At 36.9% G+C, this 20,179-nt stretch carries 23 protein-coding genes and 1 pseudogene; 13 read left to right on the top strand and 11 right to left on the bottom strand.

The window, feature by feature from the left end; all coding sequences use genetic code 11:
* Window positions 1-531, bottom strand: a pseudogene (locus R3333_RS03755) (hypothetical protein); the annotation flags it as partial.
* A gap of 43 nt (window positions 532-574) precedes the next feature.
* Between R3333_RS03755 and R3333_RS03750 the strand changes: the two are divergent.
* From R3333_RS03750 to R3333_RS03740, 3 genes are read left to right on the top strand one after another with little or no spacing between them, the layout of a single operon-like run.
* The gene (locus R3333_RS03750; protein ID WP_318957316.1) at window positions 575-1,444 is read left to right on the top strand and encodes an outer membrane beta-barrel protein; all 870 of its coding nucleotides are present in this window, start codon (window positions 575-577) and stop codon (window positions 1,442-1,444) included.
* A gap of 18 nt (window positions 1,445-1,462) precedes the next feature.
* Window positions 1,463-2,248: an NAD(+) synthase gene (gene nadE, locus R3333_RS03745; RefSeq protein ID WP_318957315.1), complete on the top strand. Its 786-nt coding sequence runs from the start codon at window positions 1,463-1,465 to the stop codon at window positions 2,246-2,248.
* A gap of 24 nt (window positions 2,249-2,272) precedes the next feature.
* Entirely contained in the window at window positions 2,273-2,413 is a 141-nt protein-coding gene (locus R3333_RS03740) for a hypothetical protein (protein ID WP_318957314.1), read from the top strand.
* 638 nt (window positions 2,414-3,051) lie between these two features.
* Here the strand turns inward: R3333_RS03740 and R3333_RS03735 are convergent.
* Genes R3333_RS03735 through R3333_RS03720 form a run of 4 tightly spaced genes read right to left on the bottom strand, consistent with a single transcriptional unit; the run spans window position 3,052 to window position 6,644 of the window.
* A complete protein-coding gene (locus R3333_RS03735) occupies window positions 3,052-3,894 on the bottom strand; it encodes a 1,4-dihydroxy-2-naphthoyl-CoA synthase (protein WP_318957313.1) in 843 nt (280 codons plus the stop codon).
* Window positions 3,895-3,900: 6 nt separating this feature from the next.
* A complete protein-coding gene (locus tag R3333_RS03730; RefSeq protein ID WP_318957311.1) occupies window positions 3,901-4,092 on the bottom strand; it encodes a hypothetical protein in 192 nt (63 codons plus the stop codon).
* 1 nt (window position 4,093) lies between these two features.
* A complete protein-coding gene (locus R3333_RS03725; protein WP_318957309.1) occupies window positions 4,094-4,657 on the bottom strand; it encodes a pentapeptide repeat-containing protein in 564 nt (187 codons plus the stop codon).
* 1 nt (window position 4,658) lies between these two features.
* Complete coding sequence (locus tag R3333_RS03720) at window positions 4,659-6,644, bottom strand: transglutaminase domain-containing protein (protein WP_318957307.1); 1,986 nt, start codon at window positions 6,642-6,644, stop codon at window positions 4,659-4,661.
* 289 nt (window positions 6,645-6,933) lie between these two features.
* Here R3333_RS03720 and R3333_RS03715 point away from each other — a divergent pair, with 289 nt between their 5' ends.
* Both R3333_RS03715 and R3333_RS03710 read left to right on the top strand, forming a co-directional pair.
* Window positions 6,934-7,293, top strand: a complete 360-nt coding sequence (locus R3333_RS03715; RefSeq protein ID WP_318957306.1) for a single-stranded DNA-binding protein — start codon at window positions 6,934-6,936, stop codon at window positions 7,291-7,293.
* Window positions 7,294-7,297: 4 nt separating this feature from the next.
* Window positions 7,298-7,624, top strand: coding sequence for a single-stranded DNA-binding protein (locus R3333_RS03710; protein WP_318957304.1), 327 nt, complete (start codon window positions 7,298-7,300; stop codon window positions 7,622-7,624).
* Between the two features lie 179 nt (window positions 7,625-7,803).
* Here the strand turns inward: R3333_RS03710 and gldA are convergent, their stop codons facing one another.
* Entirely contained in the window at window positions 7,804-8,706 is a 903-nt protein-coding gene (gldA, locus tag R3333_RS03705; protein ID WP_318957302.1) for a gliding motility-associated ABC transporter ATP-binding subunit GldA, read from the bottom strand.
* 94 nt (window positions 8,707-8,800) lie between these two features.
* Here gldA and rsgA point away from each other — a divergent pair, with 94 nt between their 5' ends.
* From rsgA to R3333_RS03685, 4 genes are all read left to right on the top strand, one after another.
* The gene (rsgA, locus tag R3333_RS03700) at window positions 8,801-9,742 is read left to right on the top strand and encodes a ribosome small subunit-dependent GTPase A (protein ID WP_318957300.1); all 942 of its coding nucleotides are present in this window, start codon (window positions 8,801-8,803) and stop codon (window positions 9,740-9,742) included.
* On the top strand, window positions 9,739-10,188 hold the full coding sequence (gene dtd, locus R3333_RS03695; protein WP_318957298.1) for a D-aminoacyl-tRNA deacylase: 450 nt from the start codon (window positions 9,739-9,741) through the stop codon (window positions 10,186-10,188). Before rsgA ends, dtd begins: the two co-directional genes overlap by 4 nt.
* Window positions 10,188-10,511 carry a nucleotide pyrophosphohydrolase gene (locus tag R3333_RS03690; protein WP_318957297.1) on the top strand — a complete coding sequence of 108 codons (324 nt, stop codon included), beginning with the start codon at window positions 10,188-10,190 and terminating at the stop codon, window positions 10,509-10,511. The genes dtd and R3333_RS03690 overlap by 1 nt, the downstream gene beginning before the upstream one ends.
* Window positions 10,512-10,572: 61 nt before the next feature.
* The gene (locus R3333_RS03685) at window positions 10,573-11,181 is read left to right on the top strand and encodes a DUF4920 domain-containing protein (protein WP_318957296.1); all 609 of its coding nucleotides are present in this window, start codon (window positions 10,573-10,575) and stop codon (window positions 11,179-11,181) included.
* A 137-nt stretch (window positions 11,182-11,318) separates the two neighbouring features.
* Here R3333_RS03685 and R3333_RS03680 read toward each other — a convergent pair whose 3' ends face one another.
* Entirely contained in the window at window positions 11,319-13,097 is a 1,779-nt protein-coding gene (locus R3333_RS03680; RefSeq protein WP_318957295.1) for an acyl-CoA dehydrogenase family protein, read from the bottom strand.
* Window positions 13,098-13,285: 188 nt separating this feature from the next.
* On the opposite strand from R3333_RS03680, the gene R3333_RS03675 reads away from it, so the two are divergent.
* The 4 genes from R3333_RS03675 (at window position 13,286) to R3333_RS03660 (ending at window position 16,006) form a co-directional block, all read left to right on the top strand.
* The gene (locus R3333_RS03675; protein WP_318957294.1) at window positions 13,286-14,230 is read left to right on the top strand and encodes a bifunctional riboflavin kinase/FAD synthetase; all 945 of its coding nucleotides are present in this window, start codon (window positions 13,286-13,288) and stop codon (window positions 14,228-14,230) included.
* Window positions 14,187-14,777, top strand: a complete 591-nt coding sequence (locus tag R3333_RS03670) for a hypothetical protein (protein WP_318957292.1) — start codon at window positions 14,187-14,189, stop codon at window positions 14,775-14,777. Before R3333_RS03675 ends, R3333_RS03670 begins: the two co-directional genes overlap by 44 nt.
* A gap of 76 nt (window positions 14,778-14,853) precedes the next feature.
* Window positions 14,854-15,489, top strand: coding sequence for a CvpA family protein (locus R3333_RS03665; RefSeq protein WP_318957291.1), 636 nt, complete (start codon window positions 14,854-14,856; stop codon window positions 15,487-15,489).
* Window positions 15,479-16,006, top strand: coding sequence for a hypothetical protein (locus tag R3333_RS03660; RefSeq protein ID WP_318957290.1), 528 nt, complete (start codon window positions 15,479-15,481; stop codon window positions 16,004-16,006). The genes R3333_RS03665 and R3333_RS03660 overlap by 11 nt, the downstream gene beginning before the upstream one ends.
* A 240-nt stretch (window positions 16,007-16,246) precedes the next feature.
* Here R3333_RS03660 and R3333_RS03655 read toward each other — a convergent pair whose 3' ends face one another.
* The 4 genes from R3333_RS03655 to R3333_RS03640 form a co-directional block, all read right to left on the bottom strand.
* Window positions 16,247-16,579, bottom strand: coding sequence for a hypothetical protein (locus R3333_RS03655; RefSeq protein WP_318957289.1), 333 nt, complete (start codon window positions 16,577-16,579; stop codon window positions 16,247-16,249).
* A 101-nt stretch (window positions 16,580-16,680) separates the two neighbouring features.
* Entirely contained in the window at window positions 16,681-17,691 is a 1,011-nt protein-coding gene (locus tag R3333_RS03650; protein ID WP_318957287.1) for an NAD(P)/FAD-dependent oxidoreductase, read from the bottom strand.
* Between the two features lie 123 nt (window positions 17,692-17,814).
* A complete protein-coding gene (locus R3333_RS03645; protein WP_318957286.1) occupies window positions 17,815-18,840 on the bottom strand; it encodes an LIC11966 family surface protein in 1,026 nt (341 codons plus the stop codon).
* On the bottom strand, window positions 18,837-20,179 hold a 1,343-nt coding region (locus R3333_RS03640; protein ID WP_318957285.1), incomplete at its 5' end, for a S41 family peptidase. The genes R3333_RS03645 and R3333_RS03640, both read right to left, overlap by 4 nt.

Raw genomic sequence — 20,179 nt, 5'->3', positions numbered from 1 at the left:
GTTTTTAATCATTTCGTTGTCTTCTCCTAAATAGAATTCTAGTCCAACAGAAATTGCACTGTCTGAAGCATGAACTTTAGCAAATAGATTATTCATCCATATCAGTTCTGTAGGAAGAGGAGCATCCGGGAAATGGTACTTTACGTGTTTAAAGCCTTCTTTGATTTTATTTTCAAGAAGCGGAATATCAAAAGCTTGCGCTTTCTCTTTTTCTAGTTTTTGAATGAATTCTTGTTGGTAGAAATAATAAAGCTTCTCTCCTATGGCTGTATCATTAGGTGTTTGATTCTGACCAATTTGACGGAGGTTGAAGCTCAATTCATATTGGTATAAATCTGTTAATTCTTGCGTAAGTTTTCGATGAATATCATTGAGTTCTTGGGCGGACTTACCACTTATTTGTTCATCTATGTTAAGGTAGTGAATATCTACTTGTTGATCCGAAACATCCACCTTTAATCTATCGCTTGTACAAGCAGTAGCAAGGCTTATAAAAAGAGCGGTACCCAGAATTTTGCTTTTGATTCTCATTAAAATTATGATTATTATTGCATATAACTAACTTGTCAAAAGTATGAAAAAGATATTTACCATTGCCGCCGTATTCTTGGGATTTTGCGCTATGTCACAAGAAGCTGAAGTAAAGAAATTACAAGCCGGTATTTCGTTAAGCGAAGGAATATTATTGAACCAATCAGAAACCAACCTTATTAGCTCGCCAGGCGTAGGAAATAACTTTGGAGTGGGTGTGAATGTGCATTACATGTTTGCGGATTACCTGTCATTTAGTTCAGGATTGATTTTCGATATTCAACAATTTAGATATACTGTAAACACGGGGGATAATGAGCCAGAGATGTTTTACATGTATAAGGATAGAACAATTTATCAGAGCAAGAATTTTATTGGTGAGGATGGAACCATAGATGGAAATACGAGTTATGATGGAATCTTTAGGTTGGATGAAAGACAGCATAAGCCTGTATTTTTAACCATTCCAACCATGTTGACCTTCAATACAAAATATTACGGTTATACACGTTACTTCGGTAGAGCAGGGGTTAGAAACAGTTTTGCTATTTCAAACCGTTCTAACGATACGGGAATGGAATATGAATTGAATCCTCAAGGAAAATTAATTCCTACAGGAGAAGATGTTATGACCAAAGAAGACATGGAACCACAAGACGAAATCAACTTTTATCAAGGAGCTTTAGGGTTATCAGGAGGAGTTGAATGGAAGTTTTCTGGTAACGTAAGTTTAGTGGGAGAATTGTCTTACTACCACGGATTTACACCAATGTTTAAAGGAGATGCAGTATTTGGTAGTGATGATAAAAACAAATCATTATTCAACCAAAATGAGGTTGACAATACATTAAGCTTTAGAAGTTTTGATGCAAAACAACGTCAGTTAATGTTGAAAGTAAGTATCTTATTTTAATCAAAGAAGGGAGAAGTTTTGGATAAGCAGAAGGTGGTAGATTATATCGTTCATTGGTTACAAGATTATGCCAATGGAGCGGGAGTGAAGGGATTTATTGTTGGAATTTCTGGAGGTATAGATTCTGCCTTAACTTCAACTTTATGTGCTTTAACGGAGTTGGATGTTTTATTGGTAAGTATGCCTATTCGTCAAACCAAGGCGGAGTACAGCAGGGCTATGGAACATATCAAAGATTTGGAAGCAAAGTTTGATAATGTTAGAAGCATAGATATAGAATTAACAGATAGTTTCGCCGCTATCGAAAAAGCTTTACCAAAACATGTCTTAGAGAACTTCTTAGCGATGGCCAATACACGAGCTAGGTTGCGCATGACAACCCTTTATGCATTGGGTCAAGCCGATGGTTTATTGGTAGCAGGAACAGGAAACAAAGTAGAAGACTTTGGAGTTGGTTTCTTTACTAAATACGGTGATGGAGGAGTAGATTTATCTCCAATTGCCGACCTGGTAAAAACAGAAGTATTTGATATAGCGAGAGAATTAGGCGTTGTTGATTCTATACTCGAAGCCAAGCCTACTGATGGTTTGTGGGAAGATGGAAGAAGCGACGAAGAACAAATCGGTGCGAGCTATCCCGAACTAGAATGGGCCATGGGCTATGAAGGTGATGGTTCTGAATTAGATGAACGTCATAAAGAAGTACTTGAAATTTATAACAAATTCCACAGGGCCAATTTGCACAAAATGAAACCCATACCGGTATGTGAAATACCCACAGATATTAAAGGTTCCTCGTTGTAGGAGCCTTTTTTATTACTACTAATTATGAAGAACTTAACCTCTGAAGAAATAAAGACCTTTAAAGACAAACTTCCGGATTTAAAGGAATTATTGGTAGATGATGAAGCACTTTTATCTAAAGGTTTCTACCACAAAGTAAGCATTAGTGTTTTTGACCATTGGTGAACTATTGAGGAATGTATTCCAATGATTTACGTTGATCATAATAAAACAGAATTAAAGCTGCGCAGAAATAAGTTTGAGTCCTTTATTAAGGCGTTAAGTGAACAATCTGAAGTTTATTCGTGGAGGTACAAAAGACATTATCGTTTACATTTTTATAGACTAGAGGATAGGTGTGAAATCTTGAAAAGATGCAAGTATGATGAAATGTCGTCTCTTACAGGCAATAGGTTTGGACTTGTTTTTCTTGATTTGGGAATTGTATACTTGGAAGGTTATGATTGGACAAGTCATCTTTATTACTTAGCGGAAAATCAACTTGACTTTTTGAGACAAAAAGCGGAACAATCAGGTTTGTTTATTTTATCCTGAATTATCCACGAGGTGAGTTTTCAATATAATCTGCCAGGGATATACGCGGATACCCCACAGGGACGAAAAGTATTGAAAGTTGGGGGAGGGAAAGCGACCTTAGAAGCTTTGCCTAGAACTTTACTTGAAAACTTTTAGGGGAGAGGAGTAGTAGCATTAGCCCGTTAAGGCAGCCGGCGGAAATTCTGAATTAAAAAATCAAAAAGATAAGAGCAAAAAAATCCCCAAGCGTGCACTTGAGGATTGTATGATATTCTAAAAACTCCTAGTTAAGGAATCCATTTAATTTTTCTAAAATCTGGTTTACGCTTTTCTAAGAATGCGTCTCTACCTTCTTTTGCTTCATCTGTCATGTAGGCTAAACGTGTAGCTTCACCGGCAAAAACTTGCTGTCCCACCATACCATCGTCTGTTAAGTTCATGGCAAACTTCAACATTTTGATAGAGGTAGGTGACTTGTCTAAAATTTCTTGTGCCCATTGGTAAGCAGTGTCTTCTAACTCATCGTGAGGGATTACGGCATTTACCATTCCCATTTCGAAAGCCTCTTGTGCAGAGTAGTTACGACCTAAGAAGAAGATCTCTCTGGCCTTCTTTTGTCCAACCATTTTCGCCAAGTAAGCAGAACCATAACCACCATCGAAAGAAGTTACATCGGCATCTGTTTGCTTGAAAATTGCGTGTTCTTTAGAAGCTAATGTTAAATCACACACCACGTGTAGTGAGTGACCACCACCAACAGCCCAACCGTTTACCACGGCGATAACCGCCTTAGGCATGAAACGAATTAAACGTTGCACTTCTAAGATGTTCAATCTATGGTAACCGTCTTCACCAACATAACCTTGGTGACCACGCGCTGCTTGATCTCCACCCGAACAGAAAGAGTATTTCCCATCTTTTGTAGAAGGTCCTTCTGAAGAAAGTAAAACTACCCCAATAGAAGTATCTTCGTGAGCATCTCTAAAAGCATCTAATAATTCGCTGGTAGTTTTAGGTCTAAACGCATTACGAACGTTTGGTCGATTAAAAGCGATACGTGCAACACCATTGAATTTTTTGTAGGTGATATCGTCGTATTCCTTAACGGTTTTCCAATTAATTTCTGACATAATATTCTAGTTTTCTTTGCTCTTCTTTAACATCACAATACCCAAAACTGTAGCCAAAGGTCCAACTACCATTTGCATGTAATCGAAAGCATCTAATGTTGCCTCTTTATCCATAATGCGGATGATTACCATGATTGTTAACAATACACCTGCAATAAGGTAAATGTAGGGTCTAAATTTATTTGGGTTTGCTGCCATTCTATTTGATTTTAATTTTGAGGTGAGCTACTAATCCGCTCAAACCTTCTTGGGCAAATATAGCGTGATTTAATTTGTTTCTTTCTGGATGTATGGTGAAATTGTAGGCACGAGAGAAATCTGCTTTATTTAGGGTTGTGTTCACAAACACCGCTCCATCTAAATTTGATCCTGAGAAATTCGCTTTTTCGAGTTTTGCCCCTGTAAATTCAACTCCTTGTAATGAAGAATCTAAAAAGTTGCAAGAAGGTAAATTGAGTTCTTGAAAATTGGAAAAATCAAGTTTACACCCTTTAAATGCAAGTTGTAATAAAAAGGGATTGGCGTATTCGAATTGTAGCCCCAACATCTTACAATTATTGAAGCGTACATTTTTAAAAGCGGTATTACCGATGATGGCATTGCTCATTTCGCAATCCATAAATTCGCAATCTAAAAAATCAACATTGGATAGGTTAACTTCTGAGAAGTTACACTGTTTAAACGTACAATTGTCGTACGTTTTAAAGGTTAATCCATCTTTTCTAAAATCTATGGTTTCGAAATATTCGTCTTCTGCCAGCATACTATTTTTCCGTGTCGTATTTTTTCTCCCAAGTTTCTACTTTTTTCTCAATCAATTTCATCAGGTCTTCTGTTCGCTCGTGATCTTTCTCCGTTAAATTAGAATTGAACTTGAATTTGTCTTCTTTAAGGTTTTCTTGTTCATCTGCTAATTGATGAATTTCTTTGGGTAAATAACTGTAGTTTTTAAGTGCTTTAATAACGTTAGTATTAAAGTTAAGCGAAGAGTTATTGAAGCGAACAGCTCTTTTAATTTCTTCGTACAATAGTGCATTCAAGAAAGTTTCATAACGGAAAGGGTAATCAATTTTACTTTGTGCCTTTAGTTCCCTGAATTCTAATTTTGCCTTTTTGGTAATCATTTCCATGGCTTTAATTAGCGTATATATTTCTCTGTCAATAAGTTCAGTTTCTACACTGTCGTTAATTAAGTTGAGCATATATGCTGTTTCGGCAATTGCGATACTATCAATTTCGTTGATGGTTGCACTGGTTGAGTAATTGTTGTAAGGAATTAAGCTTTGGTTTACCATTAGCGCACGGTTACTGTAACTTAAACTATAGATATAGCGCTTTACACATGTGTTTTTGCGGCGTGCATTTAGGGTATCCATAATCTCATCCATTTGAGAACGTAACACTGCAATAGAGTCCATCCAATGTTGAACAACGGTGGTGTCAAAACTGGCCATGGCTTCATAGTCTATTGCCTTTGGATAAGATTGTGCAATTTTGTTGATAAGCGTTGTGTATTTTTCGTTTTGCCCCTCTATTTTTTCTGAGTTATCCTTGATGTCATCAATGAAATCTTCATGTTTTTCAAGGAGCTTTTCTGTATTCTTAAAAAGATCTTTATTGTTAGACTGCGCAATTTTATATTCGTCCTTATCTATAGTTTTGTTTTTCTTGTAGTAGGCCTTTTCAAATTTCTTGTATGCTTTTAAGTACTCGCTTACCGTATCCGTTTTCGCTAATAAATCGGGATATTTAGAAGGTGTGATAGAATATGTAGTACCTCTCGCAACACGCTGTAAATCTTTTCGGGTAACGAGGTTTAAGTAATTGAAATAATTCAATAACTTAATTCCTGGGTTATAGGTATTAAAGGGCTGACCTTTTTCTCCATTGATGATGAGTTGATCTAAAAAGTTTTCTCGGATAAACGCGTTATTCGCTGTTGGATTAAATTTGTTATTGCTTTTTTGAGCAATTGATTTTTTTAAATTTTTCTCATTTTGGGTAAACTCCAATAAGGTAATTGGTTCATTGCGCAATTGCCAGATGGGGTAGGTGGGAAGATGAGATAATAAAAAGGTATCAGGATGAATCATGAAATAATCTGTAGTTGGCTGATAAACGAAACCAGTTTTATTGGTGTATTCATCTTTTTCTTCCCATGCTGCATATCTTTTTTCTTTGCGCTTTTCTCTTCTATCTAATACGCGTGTTTCTCTTTTTTCTGATTTGAAACTGTGCTGAATATATTTTCTTTCTCTAAAGTCTTTTTTTGGTATTCTTCCGATATAACCGGCATCCCAGGTTGGATCCGCTAAATGCCATTCTCCATTAATTCTGAAGGCAATCCAAGCATGTGATTCTTCGAATAAAGTATCACCTACAGACCAGTGTGAATCTTTGATGTATCCAGAAACGGTTTCGCTTTTAATGTTGATTTCTTGTAACATGGCACGCATGAGTTCTACATACCCTGAACAAATAGCTTCACGAGATTTTAAGGTGCTTGTGGGGTCAACACCTACCAACATTTTTCCACTTTCTAACTTATCATAGTCGTAGGCAATGTTGTGCGTAATCCAACTATAAACAGCTTCCACTTTTTCTAAGTCACCTTGCTTGTCTGCCGTAAGGTATTGCGTTAAAGCAGGAATTGATGTTCTAATTTTACGAGGAATACTATCCTTTTTACATGCCCAAGTAGAGAAAGTAAAGAAGAAGATCAGCGTTAGTGTCAATTGAATTTTTGTCATGTTTTTGCGAAAAAAATGATAGGCTTCAAAAATAGAAATAATCAAGAAGGAAAAAGGATGGTCCTTTAATTATTCTGGGTTGAATTTTTAGTAGCAACTGAAAATTCTTCTTTCTCTTAATTTCTAGTGTCGTAAACGTATTTACGCAATTACAAACGACTAATAATCGACTACAATTATTTATTAACCGAATCTAGATAAGAATCTTATAAATCTTTGTGGTGTCGATGTGATTGAAGGATCAACGCAAGACAAAACTTAACAAATTATTTACTAAAACTTTTCAATCATGAACAATTTAAGAAACAGTGTAAAATTAATCGGAAGATTAGGAGTTGACCCAGAGATGCGTGAATTCAAAGAAGGAAGAAAAATGGCAAAGTTTACTATCGCGACCAACGAAAATTACCGCAATAAAAGTGGTGAATGGGTAACGAATACAACATGGCACAGGGTGGTTGCCTGGGGAGGTTCAGCGAGTCTTTGCGAAGGTAGATTACTTAAAGGAGTAGAAATAGCGCTCGAAGGTAAGTTGGTGAACAATGATTACACCGATAAGAATGGAGAGAAACACTACAACACACAAGTAGAATTACAGAGTTTTGTTGTGTTGAAGGATAATAAAGAAAATCAAACCCCTAAAAATTAAGAAGATGGAACTTCAAAACATCAACCACGTGAATCTGATTGGACAGATTTCGAATGAACCTAGATTTTCTGAGGAAAATGGAAGGATTAAAGCAACTTTTAGCTTAAGGACTAACGAGCCGTATCTCGATGAAGAGGGCAAAACTTTGAGGATGAGTAATTGGCATAATATAGTGGCTACAGGAAGGCTAGCACGCTTGATTCAAGAGCTCGGTTACAAGAGTAGACCGCTTGGTGTTCAAGGGCGAATGGTGTCTCGTTTTTACAAAAACAAAAAAGGTATTCGACAAGCTATTATAGCCGTAGAAGCAAGTGACTTGACGATTATTTAAACTCATTTCTAATCAATCGAAAAAAAACCAGAAGGTGTTCTTCTGGTTTTTTTTGACTTTTTTCCAACGGTACGTAAAATGGTTCCGTTGTGTTAGTCGTGAAGACAATTGGTGGAGACCAGTTGTAATCATGAGTTTATTTTTAGTATAGCGTTAACATGGAGATGTTAGCGCTTTTTTTATTTAGTGAGGGCTTTAAATACCTCTTCTAAACTCTTTTCTTCAACTTTCATCGTAAGAATGAGTAATTCATTCTTTTGGGCAAAAGAAGCAATATTTTTTCTTAAGTCATTTTGTTTATTCCCACTTAAAAGAAAGGCTGAATTACTAATTTTTTCAACACGAGAAACATTTTCTATTGTCTTCAATTGATTGCGAGAAATATCACCTTCAAATTCAACATATATTACAACTTCCTCTGTTTGGTTTTGTAGTTCGGCAGCGGTATTGTTTGCTACCAGATCTCCATTTTTAATGATGATTACTTTATCACAAATGGCTTCAACCTCTTGCATAATGTGCGTAGAAAGCATTACCGTTTTTTCCTCTCCAATTTTTTTGATTAATGCTCTAATATCAACCAATTGGTTCGGATCTAAACCAGATGTGGGTTCATCTAAGATTAAAACTTCTGGATCATGAATAATAGCTTGAGCTAATCCAACACGTTGTCTATATCCTTTAGATAAAGCTCCAATTCTTTTGTGTTGTTCTTTTTCGAGTCCAACTTTTTGTATCATTTCAGCTACGCGCTCCTTTACATTTTTGACTTTGTAGATTTTGGCCACAAAACTCAAATATTCCTTTACGTACATGTCGAGGTACAAAGGGTTATGTTCTGGAAGGTATCCAATCTTTTTACGTATTTCTATGGGGTGTTCATTTACATCTAAACCACAAACTTCTACGTGACCTTCGCTCGCTGGAATAAATCCTGTTATGATTTTCATAGTGGTAGATTTACCCGCTCCGTTAGGACCTAAGAACCCAAGGATTTCTCCTTTTTTTGCTTGGAATGAAATATTGTTAACAGCGGTTTGCTGTCCGTAATACTTTGTAAGATGTTTTACCGTAATCGACATAATTTACGCGTTTGGGAACGAAGATAAGGTTTCAAGGCAATCTAAACCATTCAACTTTACTATTTTTACAACACATTAACGTTAATTAGACAATTTGATAGGGAAAGTATTAAAATCTACCGGGAAGCTTTATAGTGTGTTGCATGAAGACACTTTGTATTCGTGTAGAATAAGAGGTAAGATTAGGTTGCAAGGTTTAAAAACAACCAACCCTGTTGCAGTGGGCGATGAGGTGGAATTTGATGTGAGCGATAAGGAGCTCAATCAAGGAGTGATTAAGGATGTAATGCCTCGTCATAATTATATTGTTCGTAAATCCATCAACCTTTCGAAACAGAAGCATATTCTTGCATCGAATGTTGACAGAGCATATTTGTTAGTGACTTTGGTAGCACCTGAAACGCATTTGGCTTTCATAGACAGGTTTTTGGTTTCTGCAGAATCTTTTCGAATTCCGGTTACCCTGTTATTTAACAAAATGGATATGTACTTTGAGGAGCACTTGCCTTTGGTGGATGCCATGATAGAGAAGTACGAGAAAATAGGATATACCTGTCAAAAAATCTCAGCGCTTAAAGAGGATAATGTTCAGTTTTTACGCGATGAGATTGCGGGTAAACAAGTTATGATTGCTGGACATTCTGGAGTAGGGAAAAGTACTTTGGTAAATGCATTAGATGATAATTTAGATATAAAGACCAATGAAATTAGTGCTACTCACCTTCAGGGTCAACACACAACCACTTTCGCAGAAATGCACCCATTGAAATCGGGAGGTTTTATCATCGATACACCAGGTATTCGTGCCTTTGGAATAGTTGAACTAGAAAAGGAACATATTTCTCATTATTTTCCAGAGATGAGAGAGCGATTGAATCATTGTAAATTCAACAACTGCTTGCATCAAAATGAACCTCAATGTGCCGTAAAGGAAGCTGTTGAAAATGGTGAGATTGCAGAATCAAGATATATCAATTACTTAAGTTTAATTAACGACGACGAAGACGATCATTTTAGAAAAAGCATTTTTGGATGAGGTTAGTAATTCAACGTGTTTCCAATGCAAAGGTTGAGGTTAACCAACAAGTAATTGGGGAAATAGGTCAGGGACTTTTGGTGTTGATTGGAATTGAGGATGCGGACACCATGGAAGATTTATCGTGGTGTGTGAAGAAATTAATAGGTATGCGTATTTTCTCTGACGAAGACGGGAAGATGAATTTATCGATAAAGGAAGTCGACGGTGGAGTCTTGGCCATTAGTCAGTTTACTCTTCATGCTTCTACAAAAAAGGGAAATAGACCGAGTTTCATTAAAGCTGGAAAACCTGACTTTGCTCAAAAGATGTATCAGGAATTTATACGTTTATTGAATTTAGAAATAGATCAAGTGGAACAAGGTGAATTTGGAGCCAATATGCAGGTTAGCTTGTGTAATGATGGACCAGTTACTATTACCATGGATTCTAAAAATAAAGAGTAATGGAAATTAAAAAATACCAGGAAGAAGTCGATACTTGGATCAAGGATATAGGGGTAAGGTACTTTGATGAGTTAACCAATACGGCCATGTTGATGGAAGAAGTAGGAGAGGTTGCTCGAATTATGGCCAGAAGGTATGGAGAACAAAGTGAGAAGGAGAGTGATAAAGGAAAAGACCTTGGAGACGAGTTAGCAGATGTTCTTTTCGTATTGACTTGTATTGCAAATCAAACAGGTGTTGATTTGACTGAAGCAATAGCTAAGAATATGGAAAAGAAAACGATACGCGACAAAGACAGACATAAAAACAATAGTAAATTATAGGGTAGAACTGTTAAGTTTTCGGCACAGTTTTCTATATTTGTTAACCGATACAAAAAAGATTATGAAAAAAGTACTTATGGCTTTCACAGCTGCTGCATTATTGGCATCATGTGGAAACAACGCAGAAGAAACTACTACTCCAGCAGAAGGAGTTGAAAACCACGAAGGACACGAGAACCATGAAGGTGAAGATCACACAGGTCACGAGCACTCTGAAATGGACGAAAACAAAACTGAGTTTGGAGCGGTTGCTGTAAACAAAGAAGAAGCAATTTCTACAGAGGAGTTGTTAACTCAGTTCGAAGGACAAACAGAAATGGCTGCAACTTTCAAAGGAGAGTTAACAGGAGTTTGTACTAAAATGGGATGTTGGGTAAAAGTTAAGCACCCAGCTGAAGGAGAAGATTTCATGGTACGTTTTGTAGACCACTTTACAATTCCTACAACTACGGAAATGGGAACTATAGCTTACTTAACTGGAACTGCAAAACAAGACACAACTTCTGTTGATGATCAAATTCACTTGTTAGAAGATGGTGGAATGTCTCACGACGAAGCTGCTGCTCAAGTAACGGGTCCAAAATACGGAATGACTTTTTACGCAGATGGAATTGCTTTAGAAGCTGCAACTGCTGAAGAAGCTCCAGCAACGGAAACTGAAACAATGTAAGAGTATACATCTCTATAAAATTGAAAAGGCTATCTCGTTTGAGGTAGCCTTTTTTATTTTCTGTTCTTAGAAATCGCGCAAAAAAAACAGCCACCCTAATTGGTAGCTGTTTTATGATTTCCCACTATCCGTTCAGATTAAAGAGGGTATGCATTTTTCTCTATCGCTGTTTGGGCGATTAATTGTCTTGCTTCTTTTGCATTGAAAGGATCCACTTTAGTAAATCGTTTTAATCCGACCAACATCATTCTTCCTTCGTCTCCTTCGGCGAAACTGTTTATGGCATCTTTACCGAATTTATTGATAGCATCTGCAGCATCGTAGAAATATGTTTTTGCAATGGCGATTTCATTGGCAGAAGCTTCTTCACCATCTTTTGCAATTTTCTTCTGTACGCGCAACATAACACTTTCAGCTTGGTAAACTGCGATGGCAATGTCTGCGATGTTCATCAATACTTCTTGTTCTTTAGATAAAGTCTGCATCAATTTTTGAACGGCAGAACCAGCAACCATCAACAATACTTTTTTGAAGTTTTTTAGGTATCCTTCTTCTTTTCCTAATGGACCCTCTGGTGTATCTCCAAAATCAGGAATACTCATTAATTCTCCGGCCACCGCCTGTGCTGGTCCCATTAAATCTAGTTCTCCTTTTAAAGCTTTTTTCAATATCATATCTACCGTTAGCATACGGTTGATTTCGTTGGTTCCTTCAAATATTCTATTGATACGTGCGTCTCTGTAGGCTCTTTCTACTGGAGACTCTGCTGAGTATCCCATTCCACCGTAAATTTGCACGGCCTCGTCGGTCACATAATCTAAACATTCCGATCCTGCGACCTTTAACATGGCACATTCAGCTGCAAACTGTTCTATTCCTTTTAAGGTGGCCTGACCTTTATCCATACCACCCGCCACTAAATCTGCAATGGCATCATCAATGTTTTGTCCGGCTCTATACATAGCACTTTCTAAAACATAGGTCTTGATGATTTGCTCTGCGATTTTATGGCGAATTGCTCCATATTTAGAAATCGGTCTACCAAACTGCTCTCTTTCATTGGCGTATGTGATAGAATCTGTAGAAGACTGCTTCGATCCTCCTAAAACTCCCGCTGCCAATTTAATTCTACCTATGTTCAAAATGTTTAGCGCTATTTTGAATCCATTTTCTCTTTCAGAAAGTAAATTCTCTACAGGTACTTTTACATCATTAAAGAATACTTGACGTGTAGAAGAACCTTTGATACCCATTTTCTTCTCTTCAGGATTTAATGTAATTCCTTCTGAGTTACCTTCTACCAAGAAGGCTGTCAATTTTTTATCGTCGTCTATTTTCGCAAAAACAGTGAAGAAGTCAGCAAAACCACCGTTGGTAATCCACATTTTTTGTCCGTTTAAAATGTAGTGTTTACCGTCTTCTGATAATACCGCTTTCGTTTTACCTGAGTTCGCATCTGACCCTGAACTCGGTTCTGTTAAACAGTACGCGGCTTTCCATTCTCCAGAGGCTAATTTTGGTATGTATTTTTGTTTTTGCTCTTCGTTACCGTAGTAAAGTAAAGGAAGGGTTCCAATTCCTGTATGTGCTCCAAATGCCACAGAGAACGAATGACCTTTACCAAGGTATTCTGTGGCCAATAAAGAGGTTTTAAAATCTACTCCCATTCCAGATAAATCTGTAGGTACAGACATCCCCAATAATCCAAGTTCACCGGCCTTGTTTAAGATGTCAACCATAAGACCCTCTTCCATTTTATCTATCCTATCTAAATTCGGAGTAACATGTTGAGCAATGAAATCATCACACAAACTGGCAATCATTTGTTGCTCCTCTGTCCATTCTTCAGGTGTGAAAATTTCTTCGGGTTTGGTATCGCGGATGATGAATTCTCCGCCTTTAATAGTGTTTGACATTGGGTTATAATTTTATTTAAAGTTCTATAAATTAGTTTTAATACTCGTTCTGAGTCAGCTAAATATAATAAAGAATTATATACTATGCAAGCATATAATAATAAGCTAAGACATTATTAATAAAAATACACAATTATCATCATACAGGGCAACGAAAAACTGTATATTTGAAGCAAATTGAAGCGAGCGTGAGGATAATTAAAGGATTCGAAAATTTTGAGCAAATTCCTAACCCTGTTATAACCATAGGTACATTTGACGGTGTGCATATTGGTCACCAGAAAATTATTCAGCAATTGAATGAGGAGGCAAAGAAAATAGGAGGAGAATCTGTGCTTTTTACTTTTTATCCCCATCCTCGCATGGTACTCTTTCCAGACTCTCACGGTATAAAGCTTATTCAAACCCAAATTGAAAAGTTAAACAAGCTTAAGGAAGTAGGATTACAGAACGTTGTTGTTTTTCCTTTTACTAAAGAGTTTTCTCGTTTAACAGCAACAGAATTCGTGCGCGATTATTTGGTCGCTAAACTACAGGCCAAGATGATGGTGATTGGATATGATCATCAATTTGGTAAGAACAGAGAGGGAACATTAGAACTCTTAAAGGATTTGGCACCTATTTATGATTTTGATGTAAGGGAAATAGCTGCTCAGGATATAGAAGAAGTTAACGTAAGTAGTACCAAAATTAGGCGTGCCTTATTAGAAGGAGATATTTACACAGCCAATAAATTTCTGGGAGCACCGTTTACACTTTCAGGAAAGGTGATTAGAGGGAATGAAATAGGAAGGTCTATTAATTACCCAACAGCAAATCTGGATGTGGATGGAAGTATGAAGTTGATACCTGCACAAGGTGTCTACGCTGTAAAAGTTACGCTAGAAAGTGGTAGTGATTTTTATGGTATGCTAAACATTGGTACTCGACCTACTGTGGATAATGAAAATCATCTTTCTGTTGAGGTTCATATTTTAGATTTTAAAGGTGATTTGTACGGACAAGAATTGAAATTAACTTTCTTGAAACGTATACGAAACGAAGAGAAGTTTGAATCTTTGGATGCATTAAAAAAACAAATAGAAAAGGATGAGGTTTTGGTTAGGCATACTATTCTTGAGCATAATTACTAGTCTAAACGCACAGTTTGATCAAGCAAAAGAAAATTATCAATTCATCTCGTGGGAAGAAGCCTTAAGTGCGCATCCAGATACAGTTTATGCCATCGATTTTTCTAAATCTAAACTAGATAGTTTACCCTCAGAACTTCAAAGGTTTAAAAACCTTAAAGCACTTGATCTTAGTAAAAATAAGTTGACCCAACTTCCTGTATTTTTTAAAGAGTTTAAGACCTTAGAGTTGTTGGATCTTTTTAAAAATGATTTTACAATTTGTCCGCCAGTAATAAACTTATTGGAAGAACTTAAATATTTGAGTTTGGCGAAAAACAGCTTGGATTATTTAAATCCTGGAATTTGTTCTTTGCAGCATTTAACAGTGTTGGATTTGTACGATTGTATGCTTACCACACTGCCTGAAGAGTTTGCTAAATTTAATGGTCGGTTGACATATGTAGATTTGCGCGGACAAACTTTTAACAAGCAATTTGTAGAAAAATGGACCTCTTTATTGAAAGATGTAGAGGTGAAATTTGATCCACCTTGCAACTGCAAGAACTAGGTAATCCCTAGTCTGCTGTTAGCAACTACCTTGATTGAAGGTAAATTAAATACATATCCCTTATACTTTTATGGTCATGAATACCATAGATATACTTCTCCTTGTGCCCTTGGCTTATGCAGCTTGGAAGGGATTTAAAAAAGGTCTCATTGTAGAGTTATTCACGTTGTTGGCTTTACTTGTAGGGATTTACGCGGGAATACATTTTTCTGATTTTACAGCAGAGAAAATCAACGGAAGTATAGAGATGGAAGATAAATACTTACCTGTAGTTGCTTTTACACTTACTTTTTTAGTGGTGGGAGCTCTGATTTATTTTGCAGGAAGAATGCTTGAAAAAATGGTAGAGTTGGTGAACTTATCTCCCGTGAACAAGCTTTTAGGAGTATTACTTTCTCTTATAAAAATGGTATACACTTTGAGTATACTAATCATACTGGTTGAAACTTACGACGAACGAGGGAATTTTGTTCCAAGGGAACAAAAGGAAGAATCAAAGTTCTACGAACCGATGAAGCAAGTGGCATTAGTTACCATACCGGCAGTAGAAGACAGCAGAATTTGGCTAAAGAACAATGTAGAGGAGAAAAAGTCTGTTTTAGAAGAATTTAACGATACGGTGAACGACGCGTTGGATTTAAAAGAAAAGGCAGATTCTTTAGGGGTGAGTATAGATGAGTTGAAGGATAAATTAAAGCGGGATGAAGAATAGTTTATTATTGTTGTTTCTGTTGAGTACAATGAGCTTGACCTTCGGTCAGGATAGGAAATTGTTTGAGCAAAAAAACAAGAAACCTTTGCTCTCTGTTCGTAAATCTGGACCTTACATAGGAATTCAACAAGGTCGCTACAGACATTTGGAATTAGGTGCAGAAATGCAATTTAAACAGGTGAAATTAGTCAAACCAAAGACGCATGGCGTGAACATGGGGTTTGATTACAATTTTAAGGAAAACGTCTTGGGTTATTCTGCAGGCTATTGGTTTAAAAAGGGGAGGTTGAATTTGACCTATGGTGGAAGTATTGCTCTCCGAAGTAATTTTGATGAAACACGTTTTGGTATTGGTCCGGCAATAGGTTATAAGTTTTTACCCTTGCATTTACAGACGGGGTATATGTTTTTAACCCGATCGGATAGTTTTACGAATACCAATCAATTGTATATTTCTTTGCGTTTTGTATTGATTAACGATAGAGATTTTAATTGGAGGAAGCGTAAGAAGAATTAATCCTGCCCGTGGTTGTAGCGGCAGCCCGGAGGGTGTTGGATGTTTGAAAAGCAAGCAAGGAAAGCGACCCCCGTGAAGCTTGGTTTGCGCCGACTTTGAAACAACCAACAACTAAGGACTATAGCGGAAAACGCGATAAGGCAGCCAAATTCATTTCAAAATTTAAAAGCCACAATTCAAAATTGTTGGTGTGCTTTGAAGTATATAGATTATCTAGAATCTCTATGTCTATTAGATAAGTTATTCATCTTCTTTCATCGCTTCGGCGTATTTTTCGTTGAACTCTTCTTCCCAGTTTGGACCTAATAAAAGCATTAATCTTTTGCGAACAGCCTTGTTGTGTTCTTGGATTTCTTCCATTTGTCCGGGACGAAGTACGCACCCTGCAACATATCTATAATTAAAGCCCATGCTGTTGGCAATACTATCTTTGATGTGGAATTGATGGACAGCTGGCAAACCAAAATTGTAAAAGGTTAAACTGTCGTCATAAGGTTCGTTGTTCTGACCGAAACTTACCTGTGTATAGAAGAACAGTAATAGGGCTATAATAAGTTGAGCAATTATTTTCATATGCGGTGTTTTCTAACGGTACACCTGAGTTGGGATTAGGTTCAAAAAAAAGTCGACCCAAAATGAGTCGACTTTAGTTTTATTAACAAGTATACAAGTTTTTAGAATCCTTGAACTCCGTTTACTGTAGTATACTTTAATACATTCTTCTTGTCTGGGTGGATACGTGCAAATGCCGATTGTAAAGCGATTGTACCTTCGTGGAAACCACATAAGATCAATTTCAATTTACCTTCGTAAGTGTTCACGTCACCGATAGCGTAAATACCTTCAATGTTTGTAGAGTAATCTCTTGTGTCTACTTTGATGGCATTCTTTTCTATTTCTAATCCCCAATCAGCGATAGGTCCTAAAGATGGTTTTAAACCGAATAATGGAATGAAGTGATCTGTATCCATTTTGATTTCACCTTCAGTTTTGTGCTTGATGGTAACATTTTCAACCTTACCATCACCTTCTAAACCTACAACTTCAGCTTCAGTAATCAATTTGATTTTACCTTGTTCAGCCAAGTCCATAACTTTTTGAACTGAATCTAAGTGACCTCTGAAAGAACTTCTACGGTGAACTAAAGCAACTTCTGAAGCAATGTTTTTTTCAGCCAAGAAGATAGACCAGTCTAATGCTGAATCTCCTCCACCTGCAATAACACAACGTTTACCTCTGTAGAATTCAGGATCTTTAATGATGTATTCAACTCCTTTGTCTTCGTAATCTGCCAAGTTTTCTACTGGTGGTTTACGTGGTTCGAATACTCCTAAACCTCCTGCTATCATTACGATAGGAGCGTGGTGTTGTGTACCTTTAGAAGTCGTTACAATGAAAGAACCATCTTCTTGCTTTTCAATTTTCTCAGCTGCCTCACCTAGTGTAAATCCAGGTTTAAAAGGAGCTGCTTGTTCCATCAAGTTGTCTACTAAATCTCCCGCTAATACCGATGGAAATCCTGGGATGTCGTAAATCGGTTTTTTAGGGTAAATCTCAGAACACTGTCCACCTGCTTGTGGCAATGAATCTATTAAGTGACATTTTAACTTTAAAAGTCCTGCTTCGAAGATGGCAAAAAGTCCAACTGGACCTGCACCTATAATAATTATATCCGTTTTAATCATTGTACTAAAGTCTGATTCAATCCCCAAAATTAATCATCTTTTTAAGAATTAGTATGAAAAAGGGGAATGGGCAATTAAAATGACCATTTCTAGTTATACCTACGCCAAATTTATGGGTTTAGATTACGCGTGATTGGAGAAGAACTTATCTACACTTTTGTTCCAGTTTTTCAAGGTATCTCCTCTTCTATCATTCGCGGCATCATTTACACCATTGAATTCACCCACAGCTTCGTTGTATGCCTTAACTGCATCATTGTATTTGTCAACTATCTTCTGTGTTCTGTCTTTCTTTTTTGTGTTTTCAAAAGTCTCCTTTGCTTTGTTCATGTTGTCTTGTGACAAGTAGAAGTTCAACATGGTAGGGAAAGTGTTTTCAGCTTCATCTAAGTAAAACTCTAAAGCTTCTTTACACGCAGAAATTAATGTTTTGTCACCATCAAAAGCTTCTAATGCAGCTAATTTTTCAAGTCCTGCTTCGGCATCAGATTTTAAGGTGTTAATATTTTGCTCCATAGCCATTACATCTTGTCTACTTTGCGCCTCCATAACATAAGCCTCTTGTTTGTAGCACTTGAAGAAAATTAAATAAATTTCATTGTAGTAAGTAAGGGCTTTGCCCGCTTTTTTAATTTTTTCAGTAGTCTTATCGTCTTCCGCATCAATCAATGTTATGTTGTGAGCTTCTGCAAAGGTTCTTTGCGCTGCATCTAGCTCATCACCTGCCTGTTGTAATTTATCATTGGCTTTTTCTTTGGCCAACAAATACGCTTCCATTAAGTCATAAGATTGCTCAGCAATGTCTTCCATGTCCAAGATTTTACCGAAATCTTCTTCTAATACAGTAATACTCATTCCTAAGTACTCTTCTGCTTCAGCACGGAAAGCATCGTCTCCCTCGAAATCAGAAATCTTAGCTACTTGACGTTTCGCATTTTTTAATCCTGTGATTAACTCTAAACGTTTGTTTTCAACTTTACGCGCACCTTTACCTTTGGTAATGGCTTTCATGTATTTCCACGTTTCTGTTTTTAATTCAGCGATAGGTTCAAGAATACTGTTCATGTATTCAACTGAAGATTGACTGTAGCTTGTAAAAGCAAAGAGCATTGCACAAGAAAGTGTACAAAGCATTTTTAGATGTTTCATTTGTTTTGTGTTTGATTTATAAGATCTATAAGTATTTGATACGCTTCGTTGATGAAGATATCATCTTTAATTCCTTCTAATGAATTGGCAATAATTTCATCTGCCTTAGCAGTGTAGAGATTGTCTTTAAAATAATTGGGCCTGTCTGCCGTGTAAACAACTTTTACGGTGTCTCCTTCCCATGTATCATCGGAGTAATAGTAGTGCACAAAATCCTCGTAATTACAAGAAATAGTAAGTCCTTTAAAGCGTTGTTGAACTTTTTGATTATAGTGTTGGACTTGTATGAAATTGCTGTCTCTTGCAATGCGTTCGCTACTCAGGGCCTGAAGGGATGAGCTCTCGATAGGTGTACCGGGGTAGTAGTACGTCTTTTTGGAAATGGTATCAAAATAAAGTGAATTCGAATTGTGCTTTTCACTAATAGGAATGTTTTGGAAAGGGTGGGGGATTACAACATCTGGCACCACGCCTTTGTTTTGATGTGTGTTTCCATCGATGCGGTAAAATGCTCCTGTAGTAACCTTCACAAAATGATTTTCCAAATATTCACCGCTTCTCTCAAGAGGGAGGATATTTTGCATGGTTGATTTACCGAAGCTCGTGCATCCTACAACTACCCCGCGGTTTTGATCTTGCATTGCTGCAGCAAACAATTCTGAAGCCGAGGCACTGAATTGGTTAATCATAATCACCAAAGGTTTTTCAAAAATATAACCTCTGCTCGGATCTTTTAAAGTATATCTTTCATCGGCTCTTTCGTCAATAATGGTGACACCTCCAAAATTGATAAAGCTACCCACTAATCGAATGGCTTCGAGTAATGATCCTCCACCATTGTCTCTTAAATCGAGAACTAATCCTTCAATACCCTCGCGTTTTAACTGCAATAATTCTTTGGCTAAATCATTGGCACAACCGTTGGGTAAAAAATAAAAATCGTCATTGGTGTAGAAGGAGGGAAGGTAGATGTATCCAATTTTTTCTTCACCATCAAGTATATAGGAAGAAATGATGTTGTCACTGACTTGTATATCCCCCTTTTCGAGTTCAACTTCTATGGTTTCTCCATTTGTTTTCTTAAACGTGAATTTTGTTTTTTTCTCAGCGGAAAAAGATTGTAACATTTCGGCCAGGGAGCTAAGAGAAGTGCATTCAAAATTCTCATTTTCCTTGCCTTCATGTTCTAATTTTAGAAGGATATCCCCTTCGTGAAGTTGATTGCTTTTCCATGCAGGACTCCCAGGTGCAACACTGGCTATACTTATCTCTTGAGATTTCGTTTTTCTAAATTCTATTCCGTAAGATAATTTTTCATCACTTAAATGCTCTTCGAAAC

The sequence above is a fragment of the Lishizhenia sp. genome, from assembly GCF_033720595.1.
Taxonomy (GTDB): domain Bacteria; phylum Bacteroidota; class Bacteroidia; order Flavobacteriales_D; family Crocinitomicaceae; genus Lishizhenia.
The sequence above is the reverse complement of the archived record's forward strand: the minus strand, read 5'-3'. Positions and strand labels throughout refer to the sequence as shown.

Coding starts and splice junctions, on each gene's coding strand:
- R3333_RS03725 (WP_318957309.1), bottom strand. CDS start 4,657: ATGCTGGCAGAAGACGAATATTTCGAAACCATAGATTTTAGAAAAGAT.
- R3333_RS03735 (WP_318957313.1), bottom strand. CDS start 3,894: ATGTCAGAAATTAATTGGAAAACCGTTAAGGAATACGACGATATCACC.
- R3333_RS03685 (WP_318957296.1), top strand. CDS start 10,573: ATGAAAAAAGTACTTATGGCTTTCACAGCTGCTGCATTATTGGCATCA.
- dtd (WP_318957298.1), top strand. CDS start 9,739: ATGAGGTTAGTAATTCAACGTGTTTCCAATGCAAAGGTTGAGGTTAAC.
- gldA (WP_318957302.1), bottom strand. CDS start 8,706: ATGTCGATTACGGTAAAACATCTTACAAAGTATTACGGACAGCAAACC.
- R3333_RS03710 (WP_318957304.1), top strand. CDS start 7,298: ATGGAACTTCAAAACATCAACCACGTGAATCTGATTGGACAGATTTCG.
- R3333_RS03690 (WP_318957297.1), top strand. CDS start 10,188: ATGGAAATTAAAAAATACCAGGAAGAAGTCGATACTTGGATCAAGGAT.
- R3333_RS03740 (WP_318957314.1), top strand. CDS start 2,273: ATGAAGAACTTAACCTCTGAAGAAATAAAGACCTTTAAAGACAAACTT.
- R3333_RS03670 (WP_318957292.1), top strand. CDS start 14,187: ATGAGGTTTTGGTTAGGCATACTATTCTTGAGCATAATTACTAGTCTA.
- R3333_RS03645 (WP_318957286.1), bottom strand. CDS start 18,840: ATGAAACATCTAAAAATGCTTTGTACACTTTCTTGTGCAATGCTCTTT.
- R3333_RS03715 (WP_318957306.1), top strand. CDS start 6,934: ATGAACAATTTAAGAAACAGTGTAAAATTAATCGGAAGATTAGGAGTT.
- R3333_RS03660 (WP_318957290.1), top strand. CDS start 15,479: ATGAAGAATAGTTTATTATTGTTGTTTCTGTTGAGTACAATGAGCTTG.
- R3333_RS03750 (WP_318957316.1), top strand. CDS start 575: ATGAAAAAGATATTTACCATTGCCGCCGTATTCTTGGGATTTTGCGCT.
- R3333_RS03720 (WP_318957307.1), bottom strand. CDS start 6,644: ATGACAAAAATTCAATTGACACTAACGCTGATCTTCTTCTTTACTTTC.
- R3333_RS03655 (WP_318957289.1), bottom strand. CDS start 16,579: ATGAAAATAATTGCTCAACTTATTATAGCCCTATTACTGTTCTTCTAT.
- R3333_RS03650 (WP_318957287.1), bottom strand. CDS start 17,691: ATGATTAAAACGGATATAATTATTATAGGTGCAGGTCCAGTTGGACTT.
- R3333_RS03730 (WP_318957311.1), bottom strand. CDS start 4,092: ATGGCAGCAAACCCAAATAAATTTAGACCCTACATTTACCTTATTGCA.
- R3333_RS03665 (WP_318957291.1), top strand. CDS start 14,854: ATGAATACCATAGATATACTTCTCCTTGTGCCCTTGGCTTATGCAGCT.
- R3333_RS03680 (WP_318957295.1), bottom strand. CDS start 13,097: ATGTCAAACACTATTAAAGGCGGAGAATTCATCATCCGCGATACCAAA.